The following is a 23,573-nucleotide window of genomic DNA, read 5'->3' on the forward strand; positions in this document are numbered from 1 at the left end:
TAATAAGAGTGCCATCTGGCAAATTAGCCGCAGCAACGGGCACTATCCCAAATGGAAGAACAGGACTCCATTCACCATCCTGAGAAGAGGTCTGACTAGTAAGTGTTTTAACTCCTAGAGTTAAAAAACAACAACAAAATAATAATCTTGTGAAGTAAAGGTTTCCCATAAAAATAACTATTATAAAATTAAAAAATATTGGGGCCCTTTGTAGGTTTTGCTAAAGTAATTTGAAAGATTGATACTTCGATGAAGTAATGCATTTTATCGATAATTTTCCAAAATTATCGATAAAATGCACTTTAATAAACATTTAAAAAAATTACATATTAATAGAGGTTCCATAATGAACACCTTCCCTTTCTATAGATAAATTCCAAAAAATAAATTAGTATCTACAGCTATACTTTTAATTATTTTTTTGTCTTTTTTTCATAAACTGTAACAAAATATAAATTGCGATATCTTTATAACAAACCAAAACCTTTTTGAGCCAAAAAAGAGAAAATATTGATACCCTATTGCAATTATGCTTAAAAGGAAAGCAAAGCGCACAACTAGAAGTTTATAATCTCTATTATAAAGCAATGTATAACACTGCTTTAAGAATTGTAAAAGATAGTGCCGAAGCTGAAGACATTATGCAAGAATCGTTTTTAAACGCGTTTACGAAACTGCATACTTTTAAAGCCGAAGTTAGCTTTGGAGCCTGGTTAAAGCGTATTGTAATTAACAACAGTATTTATCATTACAGAAAGCAACAAAAAAACAGAGAAGTTGCTTTTGAAGATACAATGTACAAGGTTGAAGATAATAATGGAATTTCTTCTGATCATGTGTTTACGGAACTAAAGGCTCAAAAAGTATTGGAAACCATGAAAAAACTAAAAGATAATTACAGAATTTCTTTGACCTTACATTTAATTGAGGGATATGATTACGAAGAAATTGGAGATATAATGAATTTAAGCTATGCTAATTGCAGAACAACAATATCCAGAGCAAAAGAAAGCTTAAGACAAAAAATGTTAACCACTTACTAATGGAAAAAGACACTATTAATAAACTCTTTAATGACCTTCATGGCTCCTTTGATATAGAAGAACCAATAGCAGGGCATGAAAATAGATTTTTAGAAAAATTACTAAAGAAAAATACAATAGCAACTATTAGTAAGAAGGATACTTCTTGGTGGAAACCTTTATCTATAGCTGCATCTATAACCTTACTATGTTTCCTTGCTATTGGTAGCATTAACAATAGACTAACTAAAGAAGAACAAGTTGCCGAGATTTCTCCAGAAATTTCTAAATCAGAACTCTATTTTGTAAGCTTAATAGACAAACAAATAAAAGAATTAGAAAAAGAAAATAAACCTGAAACAAAAAAAATAATTGAAGACACGCTTTTTCAATTAAAAAAATTAGAAAAAAATTACAATCAATTAGAACAAGATTTATTAAACGGAGGGAATAGTAAATTAATCCTAAGTGCAATGATTACTAATTTTCAAACTAGGATAGATTTGCTAAACGAAGTTCTTGCTCAAATTGAAAGAATAAAAAATATAAAAAATACATATGATGAAAACTCTACTATATAAATACACAAGTCTTCTTTTATTTATTGCTCCAATATTGGTTTTGGCTCATAATGGAAAGCTAAAAGGAAAATACACCAAAGAAAAGACAATAATAAAAGAATATAATGTAAACTCTGATGCTTTGTTGAAGATTAACAACAGTTATGGGAACTTAAATATTACCTCTTGGAATGAAAATCGCATTCTTATTGAAGTACATATTAAGACAAATGGAAATAACGAAGAAAAGGTAACAAAAAAATTAGAATCAATAACGGTAGATTTTAATGGAAGTGCTAGTATGGTTTCCGCTAAAACAATTTTCAACAATTCTAAAAGTAGTTGGGGATGGAACTGGGGAAATAGCAGTAATGTTAATATGCAAATTAACTATACCATAAAAATGCCTATTAAAAATAGCGTAAACTTATCTAACGATTATGGAAATATAATTTTAGATAGAGTCGATGGTCATGCAAAAATATATTGCGATTATGGAAGCTTAGATATTGGGGAACTAAGAGGTAGAAATAATGCTCTAAATTTTGATTACACCTCTAAATCAAATATAGGCTATATTAATAGTGGAACTATAACAGCAGATTATTCTGGCTTTAATATTGAAAAAGCTGGAGACCTAACCATAAAAGCAGACTATACTAACGCAACTATCTCCTACATGAAAAATCTTCAATACACTAGTGATTATGGTAAAATAGATGTTGGAGAAGCTAATAATATAGAAGGCAATGGAGATTATATTAATGTAAAACTTGGCACTATACATGGCAATGTTGTACTAAGCTCAGATTATGGAGCTTTACAAATAAAAGAAATGGCAAAGGATGCTGGCAACTTATCTATTAATAGCGAATATACAGGAATTAAAATTGGATACAACTCTCAATATCATTTTGACTTTGACATTTCTACGGAATATGCAGGAGTAAAAGGAAAAGAAGAGTTTGAAATTAACATAAGTACAGAGAAATCTAACGAAAAATTCTATAAAGGATATTATGGAAGTACCAACACAGGAAATCACGTTTCTATAGATAGTGAATACGGAAGTGTTTCTTTTTATAAAAACAACTAACAAAACAATCAATCAAAACAATCAATCATGAAAAAAATCGCAATTTTAAGTCTATCTATTTTAATGTGCTCCTCTTGTATTGCGCAATGGGGTAAAAAAATAAAAGGAAACGGAAATGTAACTACTATAAATAGAACTACTACAGATTATGACGCCGTATCTGTTTCTGGCTGGTTTGATGTTGAATTAGTTGACGGTACCGAAGGTGAAATATCTATAAAAGGAGAAGAAAATTTACTTGAATACATCATAACAAAAGTAAAGGATAACAAATTAGTAATTAAAGTAGAAAAAGGAGTTAACCTAAAACCTTCCTCTTGGAATGACGGTATTGTAATAACTGTCCCAGTAGAAAGTATTAGTTCCGTTGCTCTTTCTGGATCTGGGGATATTGTTGGAAAAAAAACTATTAAAACTTCAAATTTTGAAACTGCGATGTCTGGCTCTGGCGACATTACTCTAGATATAGATTCTAATAATATAAACGCATCTATGTCTGGAAGTGGAGATATCAACTTAAGTGGAGCAACCACTAATTTTGACGCAACAATATCTGGTAGCGGTGACATAAAAGCCTTTGACCTAATTGCTGATAATGTAGATGCTACTATTTCTGGTTCTGCTGATATTAAGGTAACCGCAAAACAAAAACTTAAAGCTAGGGTATCTGGCTCAGGAGATATAAATTACAAAGGAAATCCAACAAAAATTGATACTAAAGTTTCTGGCTCAGGAGATATTACAAAAGAATAAGGAGTTTATTCACAATCAACAACTATAATCAAATCCAAAAACCTCTTCATTAGAGGTTTTTTACTTTCTCAACTTTAGTAAGTAACAACATTCCTACTAAAAAGAATATCCCTAAAAAAATTATAGCATTACGCATACTACCAGTATATTGAGCAACAAAACCATAAAGGAAGGTTCCTATAACAATTCCTATTTTTTCTGCCACGTCATAAAAACTGAAAAAAGATGCTGTATCTGTTGTTTCTGGAATAAATTTAGAATAGGTAGATCTAGATAATGCCTGTATACCCCCCATTACCATGCCTACACACCCAGCCGCAATATAAAAGTCCATAGGAGTAATAACAAAATACGCATAAATACAAATTAAAACCCATAGTGCATTTACCACAATTAGAGTTTTAATGTTCCCAAATATTTTGGATGCTCTAGCCGTTAATGTTGCTCCTAAAATAGCAACTATTTGTATTACAAGAATGCTAACAATTAACCCTGTAGTTCGCTCTGCATCTGTACCCCAATTAATTTCTTCTTCTCCAAAATAAGTAGCAATAAGCATTACAGTTTGTACTGCCATACTGTATACAAAAAAAGCTATTAAATATCGCTTTAATTTTACTTCATCTCTTAATTGTTGCCAAACTAATTTTAATTCTTTAAATCCGTTAAGGATAATATTCTTCTTTTCACCTTCTTTTTTATTCCCCTTTGGAAGATGATAAAAAGTATATTGTGCAAAAATTATCCACCAAATACCCACACTTAAAAAAGACACTTTCATAGCTTCTATTGAAGCATTATTTTTTGCTAATTCTTTTGCTGCGTTTATCTCAGATTCTACACCTTTTTGCATTACACTCTCTGGTATACTTAAGTCAAACCCAAAAAAACTGGGTTGCATTACCATAGCTAAATTCACTAGTAACAATAACACACTACCTATATACCCTAAAGAGAAGCCTTTTGCACTAACAGCATCTTGCTGCTCCTCATAGGCAACATCTGGTAAATAAGAATTATTAATTGCAAAACTTACCCAAAAACCGACTAACCCAAAAAAATAACATGCTAAACCTACATATATATTCTCTAAAGAAAACCAATATAAGCCCATACAAGATATTCCTCCTAGGTAGCAGAAGAATTTCATAAATATTTTTTTGTTTCCTAAATAATCTGCTACTCCAGAAAGCAAAGGAATTATAATTGTTATAAAAACAAAGGCAGCAGATGTTGTATAGCTAATTAATGGTGCTCTTGCAATTTCCCCACCAAAAACAACAACTTTCTCTATACCTTGCATTCTAAACAGAGCCCCATAAAAAATGGGGAATACTGCAGAAGAAATTACTAAACTATAAACAGAATTAGCCCAGTCATAAAAAGCCCATGCATTTAATAATTTCTTACTTCCTTTTAATGCTATTGTTTTTACCATATCTATCCTAAAAAAAAAGACCATTCTTTTATAGAACGGTCTTTAAATATACAATTATAATAATTATTTTCTATCTAAAAGTTGTTACTCCAAACTTAGCAGCTTCTTGTTTTGCTAAAGGTGCCCACTCTGTTAAATTAGAAATCCTTGTGTCATTAGATGGGTGTGTACTCATAAATTCTGGTGGTGCTTCTCCTCCACTATTTGCTTTCATTCTCCTCCATAAATCTGCTGCCTCAGTTGGATCATAACCCGCAATTGCCATTATTTGCAATCCTATTCTATCCGCTTCTGTTTCATGACTTCTGCTAAATGGTAACATAACTCCTAGCTGAGAACCAATTCCATAAGCTTGATTAAACATATTCCTTTTTTGCTCATCTTGTATTGCAATATTACCTGCAACTGCAACACCTTGCTGTAAAGCACCTGCACTCATACGTTGCGCTCCATGATCCGCTAAAGCATGAGCAACTTCATGCCCCATTACAACAGCGATTCCTCTTTCCGATTGCGTAATTGGTAAAATCCCTGTGTAAAAAACTATTTTACCTCCTGGCATACACCATGCATTTACTGTTGCATCATCAACCAAATTATACTCCCATTTATAATCTTTTAAATAACCAGGGTATCCGTTAGCAGTTAGCCAACGTTCTGCAGCAGAAGAAATACGCTGCCCAACTTTGGTTATGGTATTAGCATCTGCAGTACCTTTAACAACTTTGTTTTCTCCTAAAAAACTATCATACTGGGCAAAAGCAGTAGGAAATATTTGGCTATTAGGATAAAAGTTTAATACCTTTTTACCTGTAAAAGGATTTGTTTTACATGCTGTTACTCCTAAGAAAACAACAAAAATTAAAATTATTTTTTTCATGATATATAGTGTTTAGTATTTGGGAAAATACAAAAAAATTATTTCCCCTTAATATTCAACCCAGTAAAATCTTTACTAATTACAATAGAATTGGTTCCATTATGTTTTATATCCTTTAGAAAAACTTTTTCATTGTCTATGGATACTTCCTTTATCTTAAATGGCAAACCGTGTAAGTTTAACTTAATAGTCTCATAAGATGTTATATATGTACCACTTTTAAATTGCTGTATACTTAATTGCGTTTCTTTACCTACTAATTTAAAGTTTCTAAGACTGTACCTTCCTTTTGCATAATCATATCCATCTTGCGCATCTTCATAAACCGTAGAACTCTCCGTACCGAGCTTATAATACACATCTATTACTAACTCCTTAATTTCCTTTTCCCCAACATACTGTTGTACTGGGTATTTAGGAATCATAGCTCCTTCTTTTATAAAAAGCGGTATTTTATCAATATCAGCAGTTACCCATTTTTCTGTACCGCCATCTACAACTTCTTCTGTCCAAAAGTTAAACCATTTACCTCTAGGAATATACATTCTTCTTCCTTTTGCATTTGGCTCTTGTACTGGACAAACTAGAATATGTTCTCCAAATATAAATTCATCTGTTCTAAAATGCGTTTGCGAATCTTCTTGATCAAAGTATGCCAGAGATTTTAACATTGGCATTTTCTCTTTAGAATATTTCCAAAACATGGTATACAAATAAGGTAGTAATTGATACCTTAACTCTACGAACTTACGCACAATATCTGTAACCTCTGGGTCAAAAGACCAAGGTTCCTGATCCCCATGATCTCCACTAGAATGAACTCTGCAAAAAGGGTGAAATACTCCCAATTGAATCCATCTAGCAAAAAGTTCTCCATTTGGCTGTTCTGCAAAACCACCTATATCTGAACCTACAAAAGACATACCACTTAAACACATACGTTGCATTTGCACATTTGCAATCCATAGGTGTTCCCATGTTGCAACATTATCACCTGTCCAAGTAGAAGAATACCTTTGTGTTCCAGAATAAGCTGCTCTAGTTATTACAAAAGGACGTTTTGGATATACGTGTTTTTTAACCCCTTCGTAAGTAGCTCTAACCATTTGCATACCATAAATATTATGTGCTTTTCTATGGCTACATGGATTCCCGTCATAATCATGTCTCATATCTAAAGGTGCAGTTTTCCCTGGCACTTCCATAATAGCAGGTTCATTCATATCATTCCACATTCCATGAACTCCCACTTCAGACATCATTTCTTTATACAATTCTGCCCACCATTCTCTTACTTCAGGATTAGTAAAGTCTGGAAAATTACATTTACCAGGCCATACCTTACCATTCATATAAGGACCATCTGCTCTTTTACAAAAATAATCCTTCTCCATAGCTTCTTGGTATACCCAATAATCTGGATCCACCTTAATTCCTGGATCTATCATTGTTACGGTTTTAAATCCGTCTTCAAATAATTCATCAACCATACGTTTTGGGTCAGGAAATTTTGTTTTATCCCAAGTAAAACATCTAAACCCATCCATATAATCTATATCTAAATAAATAGCATCACAAGGAATACGCAAATCTCTAAAACTTTTAGCTACTTCTTTAACTCTGCTTTCTGGATAATAACTCCATTTAGATTGGTGGTACCCTAAAGCCCATAAGGGTGGTAATTCCGGTGTCCCAGTTAAATCCGTATAGCCACGTACTACTTTAGGCATATCTGGCCCATAGAAAAAATAATAATTCATTTCTCCTCCATCTGCCCAAAAACTAGTAGTATTTCTCCTTTCGTGAGAAAAATCAAAATAGGATTTAAATGTGTTATCAAAAAATATTCCGTAAGCCTTATTATTATGTAACCCTATATAAAATGGTATTGCTTTGTATAATGGATCTTGGTCTTTTCCATAAGCGTATTGATCTGTAACCCAATTATGTACTCTTTTTCCTTTTAAGTTAGAATGGGTAGCTTTATCCCCCATACCATAGAAACTCTCAGAACTTTGGGTAATTTTACTCATTTTTACAGTATTACCACCGTATTGGTAATTTTCTTCCCAATGAAAACCAAGTTCATCTTCATTAATTATGTTACCTTCTAAATCAGAAATTTGAGTTCTCATAGTATTTATATCCACCAAAATCTTTAATTTCTCAGTTTCAATAATATACTCTGTATCTTGCTCTATTACTTCTAAGCGGTTATACCCCTTATTTGCATCTTCACTTATTGCATATGAAAAATCTGGCTCAAAAACATAATCTGTTGCGTATCTAAATCTTAACACACTATCTCTTAAAACAGTAATTTGTAATACCACACCATTTTCAGATGTAAAAAACACCTTATCTGCATCTTGTTTTAGAGATACAATTTTATTTGGATATAAATTTCCTTTGTATTCTAATTCTGTGTTTGTAATCATAGCAATTCTATTTTAATACTAACAAAAAAAAGACTTTAACGTTTAATATGACCTACTTATTATGACCTTTTTTTTAGTATAATGATATCCTCATTTTTTTTATTGAAAAATAACAATTCCTAAAGGAGGAATGGTTATTTCTATGGATTGCTCATAAGCATGCCATTTCTTTTTTTGAACTTTTACCGCACTATTGCTAATGCCGCTACCGCCATACTTTTTTGCGTCACTATTAAAAATTTCTTTTATCTTATTTTTCTTTGGAATTCCAATTCTGTAATTTTCTCTAACAACAGGGGTAAAATTACATGCAATAAAAATATCATTCTTTGTATCATGCCCTCTTCTTATGTATGTTAAAACAGAATTTTCGTGATCTCCATAATCTATCCATTGAAAACCATCTGGACTAAATTGTTTTTCATATAAAGCAGGATATTCTTTATAGAGTTTATTTAAATCTTTCACAAAACTTTGCACACCAGAATGCACATCATATTGTAATAAATGCCAGTCTAAACTTTGCTGGAAATTCCATTCAGAAGATTGCCCAAATTCTCCTCCCATAAATATTAAATTTGCTCCAGGGTGCGTATACATATACCCAAATAGTAATCTTAGGTTTGCAAAACGTTGCCACTCATCTCCTGGCATACGATATAGTAAGGACTGTTTACCATAAACAACCTCATCATGAGAAAATGGTAACATAAAATTTTCTGTAAAAGCATAAGTCATGCTAAAAGACAAATCATTCTGATGGTGTTTTCTATAAACAGGTTCTTTTTTAAAATACTCAAGCGTATCGTGCATCCAACCCATCATCCATTTCATTCCAAAACCCAAACCTCCATAATTAACAGGCTTAGAAACACCTGTAAATGCTGTAGATTCTTCCGCTATTGTTTGTACACCTTCAAAGTTTTCATAAACAGTTTGGTTTAATTCTCTTATAAAAGATAATGCTTCTAAATTCTCATTATTACCATACATATTTGGTTCCCATTCCCCATCTTCTCTAGAATAATCTAAATATATCATAGAAGCTACAGCATCTACCCTTAGAGCATCTGCATGAAATTGATCTAACCAAAAAAGAGCATTACTAATTAAAAATGCTCGAACTTCATTTCTACCATAATTAAAAATTAAGCTTTTCCAATCTGGATGATACCCTTTTCTTCTATCTGGATGTTCGTATAAATGAGAGCCATCAAAAAATCCTAAACCATGTGCATCTTCAGGGAAATGTGAGGGTACCCAATCTAGAATTACCCCTATATCGTTTTGATGAAATTTATCTATTAATAGTTTAAAACCTTCTGGTTCTCCAAATCTAGATGTTGGTGCAAAATAACCTGTAAGCTGATACCCCCAAGAAGGATCATATGGATATTCCATTATAGGCATAAACTCTACATGCGTAAATCCCATTTCTTTTACATAAGAAACTAAATCATCTGCCAATTCTGCATAGGATAAAAATTCATTTTCAGATTTCTTTTTCCAAGAACCTAAATGTACTTCATATACAGAATAAGGTTTATCTAAACCATTTTTTTCTTTTCTATACCCCATCCATTTTTTATCTTCCCAGGTATATTCCTTATCCCAGACTACAGACGCTGTTCTTGGCGGGTGTTCACAGTAACGAGCAAAAGGGTCTGCTTTTTCTGTAACAGCCCCATGATTATTAGAATATATTTTGTACTTATATATTTCTCCATGACCTACATTAGGTAAAAAACCTTCCCAAATACCACTTTGATCCCAACGTACATTTAATTCATGTACTCCATCACTCCAATCATTAAAATTACCCACTACAGACACTGTTCTTGCTGTAGGTGCCCAAACTGCAAAATAAGTACCCTTTACTCCATTTACCTCAATAACATGAGACCCTAATTTTTCATACAATCTATAGTGTTTTCCAGATTTAAATAAATTAATATCAAAATCTGAAAATAAGCTATGTGCAATAACATTTGGCATAATTATGTAGTATTTATTGTAAATCTAAGCAACTTTAAACAAATAACGCAGTATTTAAAATGAATGTTAAACACAAGATTTTATCTTTATGTTAAACAATTACGTTTTTTTAAGTTGGAACGCTTTTTGATATATTTTTTTTAACAATTTAAACAAAAGAAATTAGATTACTCATTAAAAAAAATTATTATGAAAAAAATAGGTGCCTATATTGTTGTTATTTTAAGTTTATTTACTATTGCTTGTGAAGGTCCACAAGGACCTCCTGGTTTTGATGGATTTGATGGTGAAGATGGGATTGATGGTTCTATTTTTGAAGCAGAAGCTTTTGAAATTAATGTAGACATGACATTAAATTCAGATGCAAATACCTATGAGTACTTAGCTTCTAATTATAGTAATGGAATAACTGTTTTAGAAAGTGATGTTGTTCTTATATATAGGTTAGAAGAAGTAGATAACGGGGTAGATATTTGGAGACAATTACCACAACCCATTATTACTGAAAATGGCACCTCTTTTTATAATTTTGATTTTACAGCAGGTGACTATAGCATTTACTTAGAGCCAGAATTTGATGCAACCCTTTCAAGTATAGATTTAACAGAAAATCAATGGTTTAGAATAGTCATTGTACCTGCTAAGATTCTAAACAGCAGCAATCTAGACAAAACAAATCTTTCTTCGCTTTTACAAAATATTGGAATAAATGAAAATGAAATTGAAAAATTTGAATTAAAATAAATTCATTTTAGACTAGCCTTTTTTTATCTGAAAGGTTTGTAATTTATCCACGTCTATTAATAGAAAAGAAAATATGTATATAAAAATTATAGCTATATTATTATTTGTTGCTACTAGTTGCAAAGGAATTTCTCAAAACAAGGATGACAAGAAAGAGACTTTTAAAGTTTCTAAAACGGATGCAGAATGGAGAAAAGAACTTACAGATATGCAATATTATATTCTTAGACAAGCAGGAACAGAACCTGCCGGTACAAGTAAACTTCTAGACAACAAAAAAGAAGGTATTTATGCCTGTGCTGCTTGTAGTACTCCATTATTTAAAAGTGAACATAAATTTAATTCTGGAACAGGATGGCCTAGTTTTGATACCGAAATAAATGGAAATGTAGCTTTTGATGTAGATTATAAAATTGGATATGAAAGAACAGAGGAGCATTGTGCTACCTGTGGCGGACATTTAGGACATGTTTTTAATGATGGACCAAAAAATACTACCGGAAAAAGACATTGTATAAATGGTGCAGCACTAAAATTTGTAGAAAAATAACACTCTTTTACTAAAAATAAAAAGTGCATAATTAAGCTTATAGCAAAGTTTAATTATGCACTTTTTTGGGTTTAGCAGTTCTTTGTGCTATGCAACACATATTAATTTAATTTTGAATTATATCTTTTCAGTTTGGTTTCGTACTTTTGCTATTCAAATTTTATATAAAAAAATAGATATATGAGCACTTTTGATGTTATTGTTTTAGGAAGTGGACCTGGAGGTTATGTAGCTGCAATTAGAGCCGCTCAATTAGGCTTAAAAACAGCCATTATAGAAAAGGATGAACTTGGTGGCATTTGTTTAAACTGGGGATGCATACCTACTAAAGCTTTAATTAAATCTGCGCAAGTATTTGAGTACCTTAAACATGCTGAAGATTACGGTCTTAAAGCTGATAACATTGACAAAGATTTTGATGCTGTTGTAAAACGAAGTAGAAATGTAGCAGATGCTATGAGCAAAGGGGTTCAATTCTTAATGAAAAAGAACAAAATTGAAGTAATAAATGGTTTTGGGAAACTAAAACCTGGTAAAAAAATTGATGTTACCGGAGAAGATGGTTCTGTTACAGAATATGCTGCACAAAACATTATTATAGCTACTGGTGCTCGTAGTAGAGAGCTTCCTAGTTTACCACAAGACGGAAAAAAAATAATTGGATACAGACAAGCACTAAGCCTAGACAAACAACCTAAAGAAATGATTGTTGTTGGTAGTGGCGCTATAGGGGTTGAGTTTGCATATTTTTATAATGCAATGGGAACAAAAGTTACTGTTGTAGAATACCTTCCTAATATTGTTCCTGTAGAGGATGAAGATATTTCTAAACAATTAGGACGTAGTCTTAAAAAGACTGGTATTAAAGTAATGACATCTGCCGAAGTTACCTCTGTAGATACTTCTGGAAAAGGAGTTAAAGCCACCATAAAAACTGCTAAAGGAGAACAAATTTTAGAAGCAGATATAGTACTTTCTGCTGTTGGTATTAAAACTAACATAGAAAACATAGGATTAGAGGAAGTTGGCATAGCTACTGATAGAGATAAGATTTTAGTAAACGATTTTTACCAAACAAACATACCTGGTTACTTTGCAATTGGCGATGTTACTCCAGGACAAGCTTTAGCTCATGTTGCTTCTGCTGAAGGTATTCTTTGTGTAGAAAAAATTGCAGGAATGCATATTGAAGCTTTAGACTATGATAATATTCCAGGTTGCACGTATTGTTCTCCTGAAATTGCATCTGTAGGTTTAACAGAAAAAGCTGCTAAAGAACAAGGGTTAGATATTAAAGTTGGTAAATTCCCTTTTTCTGCTAGTGGTAAAGCAAAAGCTTCTGGAACTCCAGATGGTTTTGTAAAAGTTATTTTTGACGCTAAATATGGCGAATGGTTAGGTTGCCATATGATTGGAGCAGGAGTTACCGATATGATTGCAGAAGCAGTTGTTGCTCGTAAATTAGAAACTACTGGTCATGAAATCTTAAAAGCGGTACACCCACACCCAACTATGAGCGAAGCTGTTATGGAAGCTGTAGCAGATGCTTACGATGAAGTAATACATTTATAAAATTATAATAAATTTAAAGCAGCAATACCCTTATGGCTATTGCTGCTTTTTTATACCATACCTATGCTAAAAATATTTAGACTTACAGCAATTTTAGAAGGTGTTTCTTATTTACTTTTATTTGGCTTAACTATGCCTTTAAAATATTTAGCAAATATTCCTGAACCAAATAAACTTGTAGGGTATGCCCATGGCTTTCTTTTTATAGCTTATGTAATTTTAGCTATACTATTTTGGTTTGAAAAAAAATGGAGCATAAAACGATTACTAATTTTATTAATAGCTTCTTTACTGCCTTTTGCTACTTTTTATGTAGACAAGAAGTATTTAAAAAATGCATAAGAAACTATTGCTTAACAATTAAATCGCAGTACCAGAAAGATGTATCCCAAGAAGGGTCTTCTACAAAACAATCATCATCATTCTTTGAAGAGGTATAATTTTTAAGAACTTTTTCTCCTATTGTAAATTCTATAGGATTTTTAAAAATAGGACCATCATACACAAAAGTATGAAACTCCCCATTTTCGCCACAAACATCTACACCTTCAGGTAAATCTTCAATAAAACTTTTATCTATAACTCTACCACAAAAAGAAACATCTAATAATTTTGCATTAACGCAAACCGTAATTGCTTTATACCCTTTTTTTAGAAACTCGTGTAATAGTTTTTTTGTGTCTTTTTTCCACAATGGAAATATCGCCTCTACTCCTACCTCTGCTAATTTTTCTTCTCTATATGCACGTAAATCTTCTAAAAAAATATCTCCAAAAAAAGCATATTTAAAACCTTGACTAGTTAGGTTCTTCATAACTTTTTTCATGGCGTTATTATAGCTTTTCATACTAACATTACCAGCTAATTCTATTTTTTCTAAGGGAATACCTAAAGCCTGTGCTTGTTGTTCTAGCAAGTTTACAGAAAGACCATGCATAGAAACCCTATTAAAGTCTGTATTTACGGTGGTTACAAGCTTGGATATTTTGTATTCCTTACTTGCCAATACTTTATCCAAAGCAAGCATAGCATCTTTACCACTACTCCAATTAAAATAGGCTTTCTTCAATTATAAGAAACTCTGGATTGCTAAATCATAACTCTGAAGTCCAAACCCTAGAATTACTCCTTTTGCTCCGGAAGATATATAGGAAACATGCCTAAAATCTTCTCTTTTATGTGTGTTAGATATATGAACTTCTACTACTGGAGTTTCTACAGCCTTAACAGAATCGCCTATACCTACAGAAGTATGCGTATAAGCTGCTGCATTTAAAACTATACCGTCATAAGAAAAACCTACTTCTTGTATTTTTCCTATGAGCTCTCCTTCTATATTAGATTGGTAATACTCTAATTGAACATTAGTAAATTTAGCTTGCAAGACTTTAAAATATTCTTCAAAAGTCTGTTTACCATAAACCTCAGGTTCACGCTTTCCTAATAAATTTAAATTAGGACCATTAAGTATTAAAATTTTCATAGTCCAAAAATACTAATAATTATGTCTTTAAATGAAGTAAAAACACTCCTTTATTAGTTTATATTGAAAATTAAAAAAGAAACATATAAGCTAAAACTACAGAAGAAAATTGAACATCTCCGTTAACAACAAAATAAGAAATATTAACCTCATTAGTACCATCTCTTAAGTCCATACCCAAAGAAGGTCTAAAATAAAGTGCTCCTTCATTTCCTTTATCAATACCTACTGCATAACCAATATCACTTCCAAATTTAAAGCCAACATTTTTTCCAGGATATATTCTTAAGGAAGCTCCAACTGGTATATATTGAAGATTATCAAATCCAGATTCTGTAGATACACTTCCGCTAGGTACTTCTTCTTCCCCAAAGGCATTAAAAAAACCTGTTGTAATTCCAATATCTAATGCTTTAGATACACCCCAATGATGGTACATATCTACCCCTAATCCAAAAGTATAATCTTCAGAAAAGTCACCTATTACCATTCCACCATTTAGACCAGCTCTAAAATTTGTTCGGTCTACATTTCGTTGTGCACTTAATGTTATTGTAACAAAAGTGAATAATAAGATAAATACATTTTTTTTCATGATTGGTTTATTTATAGAGCTGTAAATATAATTGCAACATACCCTATTACCTCATTTTTGTTGTGAGTGTTAAAAATATAGTGGTAGAACTACAAACTAAGTAGTTTATAATTTTTTTAAGCACAAAAAAAGCAGGAGAAAAACTCCTGCTTAATTAATAATTTATTGTTTTTATTTACAAAAAGTACACAGCTGATACTTGTATTACTCTATTTTTAGAATTTTCATCTTCTATTGCATTGATAAAACCTGCATTAAAACGTAATTGAAAATAAAAATTATCATCTAATTGATAACCAGCCCCTAGTCCAATTCCTAAGTCCAAGGTATTTGTTTCTAAACCAGATATATTTTGCTCTTCAATATTATCTCCGAACATAACACCTAAATATGGTCCTGCTTCTATATAAAGATCATCCCATACATTATATTTTCCCATTACCGGTACTGTTAAATACCAAAGGTTTACATTTTCATTAATAGCATATCCTCCACTACCTTGTAAAGACACTAAAGCTTCAGGCTGTATTGTAATTATATCATTAAAAGGAATTTCTAAAACTCCCCCTAAGTGAAAACCTGGCTTCATGGAATAAGAATAAGAAGTACCTAATCTAGTACTACCCCCAAGTGTTGCCATATTTAAACCAGCTTTAGCTCCAAATCTAATATCACTAGAAGAAGATGACGTTGTTCCCTGAATTACCTGAGCATTCATTTGCATAAGTCCTAAACTTAAAAATGCTATTACTACATAAATACTTTTTTTCATAAAATTAGTGTTTTAATGAGCATCAAATGTACATAATTATACGCATTTGAATAAAAAAGTACTTTAAAAAATGTATTACTTTATTCCAAATAAATGTGGCGTTCTTAACACTATAAAAAAATAGTAGATCAAGCTCATTAAATAGCAAAATAAAAAAGCGGATTACTATCTTTACTTTTATGAATTGGAAACAGGCCTTACAAGATTTTGAACATTATCTTAAGCTAGAAAGAGGGTTATCTACCAATTCTATTAAAAATTACATTTTAGATGTAGAAAAACTAACTCTTTTTCTTGCCTCCTACAAGTTAAAAGCACCGCCATTAACCATAAGTAAAGAAACCATACAGCAATTTATTTATGAAGTAGCCAAAGTGGTAAATCCTAGATCACAAGCAAGAATAATATCTGGCCTAAAAAGTTTTTTTAATTATTTAGTGTTCGAGGATTATAGAGATGACAATCCTATGGATTTAATAGAGTCTCCAAAAATTGGAAGAAAATTACCAGACACATTATCTGAAGAAGAAATAAACAATTTAATTAGCGCTATAGACTTAAGTAAACCCGAAGGGGAAAGAAACCGTGCCATTATTGAAACACTATACGGTTGCGGCTTACGTGTTACAGAATTGGTAGATTTAAAAATTTCTGATTTATATTTTGATGAAGATTTTATTAAAGTTACTGGCAAAGGAAACAAGCAACGTTTTGTACCAATTAGCGACATAAATAAAAAATACATTACTATTTACAAAAAAGAAATACGGACACATTTAGATATAAAAAAAGGATTTGAAGACACTTTATTTTTAAATAGAAGAGGCAGACAATTAACCAGGGCAATGATATTTACTATTGTTAAACAACTTGCAGAAAAAATTGGGTTGCATAAAAACATAAGTCCACATACATTTAGACACTCTTTTGCTACGCATTTACTAGAAAATGGAGCCGATTTAAGAGCTATACAACAAATGTTGGGTCACGAGAGTATTACTACTACAGAAATTTATATGCATGTAGACCGTAGCCATTTAGCCGAGGTTATGCATAAATTTCATCCAAGAAACTAAAACTTAAATTTACCTCCTAAAGTAAATAATTTAGGTATACTATAAATTCCTTGAACATTAGTATTGGTTTGTATTTGTTGCCTTGCCTCTAAAAACAAATTCTCATTTACATCTACCCCAACTCCATAAGAATAATTAGTAATAGGTTTAGTGCTCTTTTGTCCCATTTTAGATTCTTCTATTTCTATACCTAACCCTGTAAACACAAACCCCTTGCTTGTAACATATTTTTTTGCAACAATATCAAATTTAGAAACATTAGCTAACAAATAAGTGTCGTAAAACCCTCTAAGCTCTAGCTGTAAATGAGTGTCCACTTTATAATTCAAATTAAAATAAGAATGTGTATCTCCATTTGAAAGAGACGGATATGACCAACTATGTAAACTAACTTTTCCTGGAGGTTTCTTTTCCTGCGAAAAAGATAAAAAAGAAACGATACAAAAAGAAAAACATAAAAAATATTTCATTTATGCTGAATATGGATTCTCAAACTTAAAGGAACCACTTACAAAAAATAAAACATTTAACTACTTTAACATGCTATTAAGTATTGTTTAACTAATCTTTAAACTGGCTGTAATCTCTATTATACGGCCTAATTATTAAGCGAGCTTCACGATCAAAACGAATATAATTATATACCCAATTTACAAATACTATTGCCCTATTTCTAAACCCTATTAAAAAAAACAGGTGAACAAACATCCAAACAAACCACGCAAATACTCCCTGAAATTTAAAATTTTTAGTGTCAGCCACTGCTTTATTTCTTCCTATAGTAGCCATGCTACCTTTATCTTTATACGCAAAAGGTTTTAGCGCTTTACCGTCTAATAAACGCGCTAAATTTTCCCCTAAGTTTTTCCCTTGTTGTATTGCAGGTTGCGCCATCATTGGGTGCCCTCTAGGCGTATCTTTATTTTCTATACAAGCAACATCTCCAATTGCAAATATATCTGGATAGTTTGGTATTTGGTTAAATTCATTTACGCGTATTCTATTCCCGCGAACTAATAATTCTTCCGCATCTATCCCCTTTATTGTAGCCCCCATTACTCCTGCTGCCCAAACAACCGTTGCGCTATTAAAAGTAAGGTCTGTTTTTGTAGTTACTACCTTACCATCATAACTAGTCACTCTAATATTTGTCCAAATTTCAACCCCTAGTTTTTCTAAAAACTCTTCTGCTTTTTCGGAAGCCTTTTTACTCATACCTGGCAAAATACAATCCCCACTTTGCACTAAATTTATTTGCGCTCTTCTGGTATCCAAATCAGGGTAATCTTTTGGCAAAACTCCTTTTTTAATCTCGGCTAACGCGCCAGCAAGTTCTACTCCTGTGGGTCCGCCGCCAACAATAACAAAATTCATTAATGCATCTCTCTCATGCATTTCATCTGTTAACAAAGCTTGCTCAAAATTTTCAAGTATTAAACTCCTTAAATTTAAAGACTGCGGTATGCTTTTCATTGCCATTGCATTTTTCTCTATCTCTTTATTACCAAAAAAATTAGTCTCAGAGCCAGTTGCAATAACTAAATAATCATAATTTAAATCTCCTATGGTGGTTAGAATAGATTTTTCTTCGGGTAAAATTTCTTGTACATCTGCCAATCTAAAATAAAAATTAGAATAGTCTTTTAAAACTTTACGTATAGGATAAGCAATAGAATCTGGCTCTAACCCACCAGTAGATACTTGGTATAGTAAAGGCTGAAAAGTGTGGTAGTTATTCTTATCTATAAGAACTACCTGGACATCTTTTTTACTTAATTTTTGCGCTAGTGATAATCCGCCAAAACCACCACCTATTATTACTATTCTAGGACAACTTAACTTAGGAATATTCATAGATAAAAATATACAACAAAATTAAACATTAACACTTTAGCAAACTAATTAGGCACCTGACGTTTTACATCATTTATGAATACTTATAAAATTCCCTTAGAGTAAATTACCTCGTGGCAAGCCCGCGAGGTATTTATTTGGGAACTAATTTTGATTTCAAGGCAAGCCTCGGAATATTTAAATCTCGATTATCGAGTAAATAACACTAGACTCTATAATTTTTAAACTTTAGAATGTAACAAATTACTAATATTGTATACTAATACGTAAACAACCTACCAACCAAAGAGTGAATAAAGAATTGGAACACCAATTTGTAACGGATTTGCAGAACAATCAAAACATTGTTCACAAGGTTTGTACCCTTTATACAAACAACAAAGACGCGCATAATGACCTTTTCCAAGAAATAACGATACAATTATGGAAAGCGTACCCAAAATTTAGAGGAGAAGCTAAATTTAGCACGTGGATGTATAGAGTGGCTCTAAACACTGCTATAACACTTTATAGAAAATCTAAAAGAACCATTAGAACACAAGATTATGATTCTGTTATATTTAAAATAAAAACGGATGAATATGACGAAACAGAAGAAGAACAATTAAAATTAATGTACAAAGCTGTAAAGCAACTTGGAGATATTGACAAGGCGTTAGTTTTTATGTATTTAGAAGACAAAGATTATAGAGAAATTTCTGAAACTCTTGGTATATCTGAAGTAAATGCTAGAGTTAAAATGAATAGAGTAAAGAAGAAATTAAGAACCATTTTGAACCCCTAGATGATGGACGAGCTGGAATTACTAAAAAAAGATTGGCAAAAGAGGGATAAAGATATTCCTCAGTTGTCTTACGACGATATATATAATATGACATGGAAGAAATCCTCTTCTATTGTTAAATGGATATTAATTATAAGCATATTAGAATTTACACTACCACATTTGCTTTACCTAATACCTGCTTTTCAAGATAGTATGAGTATTTATGATACTCTAGGGTTTAAAAAATATTTCTATATAATTTCTGTAATACAATACACAGTTATTATATATTTTATTTATCAATTTTATAAAAGATATAAAGAGATTTCTGTTTTAGAAAATGCAAAGACTTTAATGCAGAAAATAATTAAAACTAGAAAAACAGTTAAAAACTATGTTGTTTTTTCTCTTTCTATGATATTATTTACAGTGCTATTAATGATAATTGGTATATATATTAGTGAAGACTTTGTACAAAACATATCAGAATTTAATAATACAAAAAGTGATTTACCTCCAGAGAAATTAAAAATTGCTTTAATGGTAGGTATTGGTATTTTTGGAACCCTACTTACTCTTTTTATGGGAGCAATATATTTTCTACTTTACGGAAGGTTATTAAAAAAGCTAAAGAAAAATTACTATAAATTAAAGAAATTAGAAGTTTAAAACTCACGTTGTTTGTTTTCTTCTTCTATTGCTTTTAAATCTTTTTTAGAAATTACCTTTAAGAAAGAAGGATGCTGCTCTATAGCGTATTCTAACTTTTCTATAATAGAATCAAAAGATTCGTTTTCATAATCTATTTCTAAAGGTTCTTTTATAACCATAGATTGTAAAATTCCTTTCTTTTTAATACGCAATCCTTTTTTATCAAAAGAACGTCTAAACCCATCTATAACCACAGGAACTACAATTGGCTTATACTTTTTTATGATATGTGATGTTCCTTTACGAAGTGGTTTCCATGGCGTTGTTGTTCCTTGCGGAAATGTTATTACCCAACCATCATCTAAAGCTTTTCCTATACTAGAAATATCGCTCATTTTAACCTGCCTATTAACATCTTTACCCTCAGACCTCCACGTTCTTTCTACACTAATAGAACCTGCATAAGCAAAAACCTTTGTCATTAAGTTTTTCTTCATGGTTTCTGCAGCAGCTATATAGTACATATTTAATTTAGGTTTCCAGATATACCCTAGGTTTTTAATTGTATTTTCTCTACCGCTTAAACTAGCGTTAAAAACATGAAACATAGCAACAACATCTGCAAAATAAGTTTGATGATTACTTACAAACAAAACATTCTCACTTGGTAAGCTTCTTATAATATCTGAACCCTCTATTTCTAATTTATTAAAGCGCTTATATCTTTGGTGCGTAATTACTGCCATAATACGAATAAGCCACTTTTTTATAAACAATATGTGCCCAAAAGGATTTCTTTTAAATAAACTCATAGAAAGCAAAATTACAAAATAAGCACTTACAACACCTTTTTTAAGAGCTCTTTAATCTCCGATAGCATCATTGCAGTAGCTCCCCAAACCACATAACCATTTAATTTAAAGGCAGGTACCTTAATAACTTTAGCATAGGAGGTTCTTAAATCTTCTTCCACTATTTTGGTATCATCCATAAAATCTGTAAGAGAAACCTCTACTATTTCTTCTACTTCAGATTCTTGTAAAATAAAAGGCTCTTTATTTTCATATAAACCAATAAAAGGTTGCACTTGAAAATTACTTGGAGGTATGTATACTTGGGTTATAGGTTTTACTACTTCAATTTTATCTTCTGGAACCCCAACTTCTTCATAGGTTTCCCGTAAAGCAGTATCTAAAATTGTAGCATCTTCTTTTTCTTCTTTACCTCCAGGAAATGCTATTTGGTTAGAGTGTACCCCTTTATATGTTTTTCTTAATATTAAAAGGATAAACGTTTTTCCTTTAAGATTTGGATAAAAAAGAGCCATTACACCAGCCTTTCTAGGCTCTCTTTTTTCTAAATTTTCTTTTTTTAACTCCTTTAACCTTGTTGCAGGCATCATTTTATAATGAGAAGATTCTCCTGGAAGAGTTAAATCTTTTATTTTTGAAACTTGTTGCTTAAAAATTTTATAATCCATGTTATTAAAAAAATATATTTCTCTACTTACATTGCTTCTTTTTTTTATAGGATGTAATGAGAAATCAAAAAATAATGTTACTAATAAAACTACAAAAGAAATTGTTATAGATTCTGTTGTTATTGATTCTTCCAAAATAAAAGCCAAAGAAGAAAAATTTGAACTTACAGAAGATAATGCTATAGATTTCTTCTTTAATTACAATAAAACACTAACAGAAAACAAAGTAAAAATAACCACTAATTTAGGTAGTTTTACCATACAATTATTTGGAAACGTTCCTTACCATAAAGCTAATTTTATTTACTTAACTAAAAAAGGATATTTTAACAATACTCAATTTCATAGAGTGGTTAAAAATTTTATAATTCAAGGAGGAAACTCGGACGACTTAGCCACCTCTAAAAAAAGAAAAGAAATTGGTAGATACCTACTACCCCCAGACACCAGAAAAGGACATAAACACCATAGAGGAGTAGTTTCTATGCCCAGCAGTGAGATTAATAACCCACATATGTTAGCATCTCCTTATGAATTTTTCATAGTAGTTACAAAACCAGGTTCTTACCACTTAGACGGAGAATACACCCCTTTTGGAAAAGTTATTCAAGGAATGGATATTGTAGATAAAATAAACAACCAAAAAGTTGGTAAAGGAGATTGGCCATCCTCTAACATTTATATTACAAAAGCAGAGGTTATAAAGTAACTTACTTAAGACCTATAGATATTAGGCAATGAAATTTTATATTTTACTGCTAAAATTCGTAAAGAAATTATTGAAATAATAGACACAACAAAAGCATAATCTGCTTTTAAAGGTGTTAATAGAAGTAAAAAATATATAGCTCCACCCAAAATACAAACTGTAGCATAAATTTCTTTTCTAAAAACAACAGGTATTTCATTACACAAAATATCTCTAATTACCCCTCCAAAACTAGCTGTAATAGTTCCTAAAGCAATACACATTATAGGGGTTAGTTCTGCAGAAAGTCCTTTTTCTATACCAATTAATGTATAAAAACCAATTCCTATAGTATCAAACAAAAAAAGTGATTTTCTAATGTATTTAAGTTTGTTAACAAACAAAATAGCAACAATAACAGTACCTGCAATTGTTACCATATAAACAGGCTCTTTAATCCAAGTAACTGGCACATTTCCTATAAGTAAATCTCTTAAAGTACCGCCTCCAACGGCAGTAACAAAGCCTATTATAAAAACTCCAAATAAATCTAGCTTTTTTTCCATTGCAATAAGCACACCGGAAATGGCAAAAGCTATGGTTCCCAAAATATCTATAGCTAAATAAAACATAGTGTAAAACTACTGCTTATTTATAAATTATTTACTTAAAAAATATTGGGCTTGTATTGCAGAAGATAAATTACGAGAGCCCGTATTATATGTTATTTTTAAATTAGAAACAGAACTTGGCTTTTTAAAATTAATAGCATAACAACTACATGGTCGTCCTCTTCCTCTTCTTCTATTAGAATTTAATAAAAATTCCAAAGCTAATCCAGATACTATACCACCGAGGGTTGTGTAAGCTACATCGCTATTATCCCAAACACCATAATCTGCCTTATCCATAGCTTCTTTTACAAGGCCAGCTGCCAAAGCGCTTCCTACTGCTCCTGCCCATGTCCATTTTTTATCGCCTTTAAATATTTTATTTGCAGTATACCCACCTACAGCACCTATAGCTATTCCTGCAGCAAAATGTTTAGGACTACTACTATCTGCAATCTGCGCATTACTTTTAAAAAACAAGGTTAATAAAAGAACTAAAAAAAAGATTCTCATAATTTATAAATTGGGGAAAACATAATTATAATAAAT

The 23,573-nt window shown here is 31.4% G+C and carries 26 protein-coding genes; 12 read left to right on the forward strand and 14 right to left on the reverse strand.

The window, feature by feature from the left end; translation table 11 throughout:
* Positions 1-488 precede the first annotated feature (488 nt).
* Genes CLV91_RS16250 through CLV91_RS16265 form a run of 4 tightly spaced genes read left to right on the forward strand, consistent with a single transcriptional unit; the run spans position 489 to position 3,431 of the window.
* Positions 489-1,043 (forward strand): RNA polymerase sigma factor, encoded by a 555-nt coding sequence (locus tag CLV91_RS16250; RefSeq protein ID WP_121069288.1) that lies wholly within the window; start codon positions 489-491, stop codon positions 1,041-1,043.
* Positions 1,043-1,603 (forward strand): hypothetical protein, encoded by a 561-nt coding sequence (locus tag CLV91_RS16255; RefSeq protein WP_121069289.1) that lies wholly within the window; start codon positions 1,043-1,045, stop codon positions 1,601-1,603. Before CLV91_RS16250 ends, CLV91_RS16255 begins: the two co-directional genes overlap by 1 nt.
* Positions 1,584-2,678, forward strand: coding sequence for a hypothetical protein (locus tag CLV91_RS16260; protein ID WP_121069371.1), 1,095 nt, complete (start codon positions 1,584-1,586; stop codon positions 2,676-2,678). The genes CLV91_RS16255 and CLV91_RS16260 overlap by 20 nt, the downstream gene beginning before the upstream one ends.
* 27 nt (positions 2,679-2,705) lie before the next feature.
* Positions 2,706-3,431, forward strand: a complete 726-nt coding sequence (locus CLV91_RS16265) for a head GIN domain-containing protein (protein WP_121069290.1) — start codon at positions 2,706-2,708, stop codon at positions 3,429-3,431.
* A 49-nt stretch (positions 3,432-3,480) separates the two neighbouring features.
* On the opposite strand, the gene CLV91_RS16270 is transcribed toward CLV91_RS16265, so the two are convergent.
* The 4 genes from CLV91_RS16270 to glgB form a co-directional block, all read right to left on the reverse strand.
* Positions 3,481-4,869 carry an MFS transporter gene (locus CLV91_RS16270; RefSeq protein ID WP_121069372.1) on the reverse strand — a complete coding sequence of 463 codons (1,389 nt, stop codon included), beginning with the start codon at positions 4,867-4,869 and terminating at the stop codon, positions 3,481-3,483.
* Between the two features lie 70 nt (positions 4,870-4,939).
* Positions 4,940-5,749: a M48 family metallopeptidase gene (locus CLV91_RS16275; RefSeq protein WP_121069291.1), complete on the reverse strand. Its 810-nt coding sequence runs from the start codon at positions 5,747-5,749 to the stop codon at positions 4,940-4,942.
* A gap of 38 nt (positions 5,750-5,787) precedes the next feature.
* A complete protein-coding gene (locus CLV91_RS16280; RefSeq protein ID WP_121069292.1) occupies positions 5,788-8,187 on the reverse strand; it encodes a glycoside hydrolase family 31 protein in 2,400 nt (799 codons plus the stop codon).
* A 99-nt stretch (positions 8,188-8,286) separates the two neighbouring features.
* Entirely contained in the window at positions 8,287-10,182 is a 1,896-nt protein-coding gene (gene glgB / locus CLV91_RS16285; protein ID WP_121069293.1) for a 1,4-alpha-glucan branching protein GlgB, read from the reverse strand.
* 189 nt (positions 10,183-10,371) lie between these two features.
* On the opposite strand from glgB, the gene CLV91_RS16290 reads away from it, so the two are divergent.
* The 4 genes from CLV91_RS16290 (at position 10,372) to CLV91_RS16305 (ending at position 13,390) form a co-directional block, all read left to right on the forward strand.
* A complete protein-coding gene (locus CLV91_RS16290) occupies positions 10,372-10,926 on the forward strand; it encodes a hypothetical protein (protein ID WP_121069294.1) in 555 nt (184 codons plus the stop codon).
* A 73-nt stretch (positions 10,927-10,999) separates the two neighbouring features.
* Positions 11,000-11,476 carry a peptide-methionine (R)-S-oxide reductase MsrB gene (msrB, locus tag CLV91_RS16295; protein ID WP_121069295.1) on the forward strand — a complete coding sequence of 159 codons (477 nt, stop codon included), beginning with the start codon at positions 11,000-11,002 and terminating at the stop codon, positions 11,474-11,476.
* Positions 11,477-11,656: 180 nt separating this feature from the next.
* Positions 11,657-13,048 carry a dihydrolipoyl dehydrogenase gene (lpdA, locus tag CLV91_RS16300; protein WP_121069296.1) on the forward strand — a complete coding sequence of 464 codons (1,392 nt, stop codon included), beginning with the start codon at positions 11,657-11,659 and terminating at the stop codon, positions 13,046-13,048.
* A gap of 63 nt (positions 13,049-13,111) precedes the next feature.
* Positions 13,112-13,390: a DUF3817 domain-containing protein gene (locus tag CLV91_RS16305; protein ID WP_121069297.1), complete on the forward strand. Its 279-nt coding sequence runs from the start codon at positions 13,112-13,114 to the stop codon at positions 13,388-13,390.
* A 4-nt stretch (positions 13,391-13,394) separates the two neighbouring features.
* Here the strand turns inward: CLV91_RS16305 and CLV91_RS16310 are convergent, their stop codons facing one another.
* The 4 genes from CLV91_RS16310 to CLV91_RS16325 all read right to left on the reverse strand — a co-directional run bounded on the left by CLV91_RS16310 (position 13,395) and on the right by CLV91_RS16325 (position 15,898).
* Positions 13,395-14,117: a Dph6-related ATP pyrophosphatase gene (locus CLV91_RS16310; protein ID WP_121069298.1), complete on the reverse strand. Its 723-nt coding sequence runs from the start codon at positions 14,115-14,117 to the stop codon at positions 13,395-13,397.
* Positions 14,118-14,531, reverse strand: coding sequence for a type II 3-dehydroquinate dehydratase (gene aroQ / locus CLV91_RS16315; protein WP_121069299.1), 414 nt, complete (start codon positions 14,529-14,531; stop codon positions 14,118-14,120).
* 70 nt (positions 14,532-14,601) lie between these two features.
* Positions 14,602-15,126 (reverse strand): hypothetical protein, encoded by a 525-nt coding sequence (locus tag CLV91_RS16320; protein ID WP_121069300.1) that lies wholly within the window; start codon positions 15,124-15,126, stop codon positions 14,602-14,604.
* Positions 15,127-15,301: 175 nt separating this feature from the next.
* A complete protein-coding gene (locus CLV91_RS16325; RefSeq protein WP_121069301.1) occupies positions 15,302-15,898 on the reverse strand; it encodes a porin family protein in 597 nt (198 codons plus the stop codon).
* A gap of 179 nt (positions 15,899-16,077) precedes the next feature.
* Here CLV91_RS16325 and xerD point away from each other — a divergent pair, with 179 nt between their 5' ends.
* A complete protein-coding gene (gene xerD / locus CLV91_RS16330) occupies positions 16,078-16,974 on the forward strand; it encodes a site-specific tyrosine recombinase XerD (RefSeq protein ID WP_121069302.1) in 897 nt (298 codons plus the stop codon).
* On the opposite strand, the gene CLV91_RS16335 is transcribed toward xerD, so the two are convergent.
* Positions 16,971-17,444 carry a hypothetical protein gene (locus tag CLV91_RS16335; protein WP_121069303.1) on the reverse strand — a complete coding sequence of 158 codons (474 nt, stop codon included), beginning with the start codon at positions 17,442-17,444 and terminating at the stop codon, positions 16,971-16,973. The genes xerD and CLV91_RS16335 overlap by 4 nt on opposite strands.
* Before the next feature lie 91 nt (positions 17,445-17,535).
* Positions 17,536-18,828, reverse strand: a complete 1,293-nt coding sequence (locus CLV91_RS16340; RefSeq protein ID WP_121069304.1) for an NAD(P)/FAD-dependent oxidoreductase — start codon at positions 18,826-18,828, stop codon at positions 17,536-17,538.
* Positions 18,829-19,117: 289 nt separating this feature from the next.
* Between CLV91_RS16340 and CLV91_RS16345 the strand changes: the two genes are divergently transcribed.
* A complete protein-coding gene (locus tag CLV91_RS16345; protein WP_121069305.1) occupies positions 19,118-19,612 on the forward strand; it encodes an RNA polymerase sigma factor in 495 nt (164 codons plus the stop codon).
* Positions 19,613-20,263, forward strand: a complete 651-nt coding sequence (locus CLV91_RS16350; RefSeq protein WP_121069306.1) for a hypothetical protein — start codon at positions 19,613-19,615, stop codon at positions 20,261-20,263. It begins immediately after the preceding gene.
* On the opposite strand, the gene CLV91_RS16355 is transcribed toward CLV91_RS16350, so the two are convergent.
* Entirely contained in the window at positions 20,260-21,057 is a 798-nt protein-coding gene (locus tag CLV91_RS16355; protein ID WP_121069307.1) for a lysophospholipid acyltransferase family protein, read from the reverse strand. The two genes, CLV91_RS16350 and CLV91_RS16355, sit on opposite strands and share 4 nt — an antisense overlap.
* 26 nt (positions 21,058-21,083) lie before the next feature.
* The gene (locus tag CLV91_RS16360) at positions 21,084-21,725 is read right to left on the reverse strand and encodes an NUDIX hydrolase (RefSeq protein ID WP_121069308.1); all 642 of its coding nucleotides are present in this window, start codon (positions 21,723-21,725) and stop codon (positions 21,084-21,086) included.
* Here CLV91_RS16360 and CLV91_RS16365 point away from each other — a divergent pair.
* Positions 21,724-22,434, forward strand: coding sequence for a peptidylprolyl isomerase (locus CLV91_RS16365; protein ID WP_121069309.1), 711 nt, complete (start codon positions 21,724-21,726; stop codon positions 22,432-22,434). The two genes, CLV91_RS16360 and CLV91_RS16365, sit on opposite strands and share 2 nt — an antisense overlap.
* Positions 22,435-22,439: 5 nt before the next feature.
* Here the strand turns inward: CLV91_RS16365 and CLV91_RS16370 are convergent, their stop codons facing one another.
* Together CLV91_RS16370 and CLV91_RS16375 are read right to left on the reverse strand one after the other, a co-directional pair.
* Complete coding sequence (locus CLV91_RS16370) at positions 22,440-23,045, reverse strand: trimeric intracellular cation channel family protein (protein ID WP_121069310.1); 606 nt, start codon at positions 23,043-23,045, stop codon at positions 22,440-22,442.
* Between the two features lie 27 nt (positions 23,046-23,072).
* On the reverse strand, positions 23,073-23,537 hold the full coding sequence (locus CLV91_RS16375) for a hypothetical protein (protein WP_121069311.1): 465 nt from the start codon (positions 23,535-23,537) through the stop codon (positions 23,073-23,075).
* Between the last annotated feature and the right edge of the window lie 36 nt (positions 23,538-23,573).

This window comes from Maribacter vaceletii, from assembly GCF_003634105.1.
GTDB lineage: Bacteria > Bacteroidota > Bacteroidia > Flavobacteriales > Flavobacteriaceae > Maribacter_B > Maribacter_B vaceletii.

Coding starts and splice junctions, on each gene's coding strand:
- CLV91_RS16255 (WP_121069289.1), top strand. CDS start 1,043: ATGGAAAAAGACACTATTAATAAACTCTTTAATGACCTTCATGGCTCC.
- aroQ (WP_121069299.1), bottom strand. CDS start 14,531: ATGAAAATTTTAATACTTAATGGTCCTAATTTAAATTTATTAGGAAAG.
- CLV91_RS16305 (WP_121069297.1), top strand. CDS start 13,112: ATGCTAAAAATATTTAGACTTACAGCAATTTTAGAAGGTGTTTCTTAT.
- CLV91_RS16355 (WP_121069307.1), bottom strand. CDS start 21,057: ATGAGTTTATTTAAAAGAAATCCTTTTGGGCACATATTGTTTATAAAA.
- CLV91_RS16365 (WP_121069309.1), top strand. CDS start 21,724: ATGTTATTAAAAAAATATATTTCTCTACTTACATTGCTTCTTTTTTTT.
- msrB (WP_121069295.1), top strand. CDS start 11,000: ATGTATATAAAAATTATAGCTATATTATTATTTGTTGCTACTAGTTGC.
- CLV91_RS16340 (WP_121069304.1), bottom strand. CDS start 18,828: ATGAATATTCCTAAGTTAAGTTGTCCTAGAATAGTAATAATAGGTGGT.
- CLV91_RS16320 (WP_121069300.1), bottom strand. CDS start 15,126: ATGAAAAAAAATGTATTTATCTTATTATTCACTTTTGTTACAATAACA.
- CLV91_RS16360 (WP_121069308.1), bottom strand. CDS start 21,725: ATGGATTATAAAATTTTTAAGCAACAAGTTTCAAAAATAAAAGATTTA.
- CLV91_RS16290 (WP_121069294.1), top strand. CDS start 10,372: ATGAAAAAAATAGGTGCCTATATTGTTGTTATTTTAAGTTTATTTACT.
- CLV91_RS16280 (WP_121069292.1), bottom strand. CDS start 8,187: ATGATTACAAACACAGAATTAGAATACAAAGGAAATTTATATCCAAAT.
- CLV91_RS16260 (WP_121069371.1), top strand. CDS start 1,584: ATGAAAACTCTACTATATAAATACACAAGTCTTCTTTTATTTATTGCT.
- CLV91_RS16270 (WP_121069372.1), bottom strand. CDS start 4,869: ATGGTAAAAACAATAGCATTAAAAGGAAGTAAGAAATTATTAAATGCA.
- CLV91_RS16265 (WP_121069290.1), top strand. CDS start 2,706: ATGAAAAAAATCGCAATTTTAAGTCTATCTATTTTAATGTGCTCCTCT.
- lpdA (WP_121069296.1), top strand. CDS start 11,657: ATGAGCACTTTTGATGTTATTGTTTTAGGAAGTGGACCTGGAGGTTAT.
- xerD (WP_121069302.1), top strand. CDS start 16,078: ATGAATTGGAAACAGGCCTTACAAGATTTTGAACATTATCTTAAGCTA.
- CLV91_RS16335 (WP_121069303.1), bottom strand. CDS start 17,444: ATGAAATATTTTTTATGTTTTTCTTTTTGTATCGTTTCTTTTTTATCT.
- CLV91_RS16275 (WP_121069291.1), bottom strand. CDS start 5,749: ATGAAAAAAATAATTTTAATTTTTGTTGTTTTCTTAGGAGTAACAGCA.
- CLV91_RS16350 (WP_121069306.1), top strand. CDS start 19,613: ATGATGGACGAGCTGGAATTACTAAAAAAAGATTGGCAAAAGAGGGAT.
- CLV91_RS16370 (WP_121069310.1), bottom strand. CDS start 23,045: ATGTTTTATTTAGCTATAGATATTTTGGGAACCATAGCTTTTGCCATT.
- CLV91_RS16375 (WP_121069311.1), bottom strand. CDS start 23,537: ATGAGAATCTTTTTTTTAGTTCTTTTATTAACCTTGTTTTTTAAAAGT.
- CLV91_RS16325 (WP_121069301.1), bottom strand. CDS start 15,898: ATGAAAAAAAGTATTTATGTAGTAATAGCATTTTTAAGTTTAGGACTT.
- glgB (WP_121069293.1), bottom strand. CDS start 10,182: ATGCCAAATGTTATTGCACATAGCTTATTTTCAGATTTTGATATTAAT.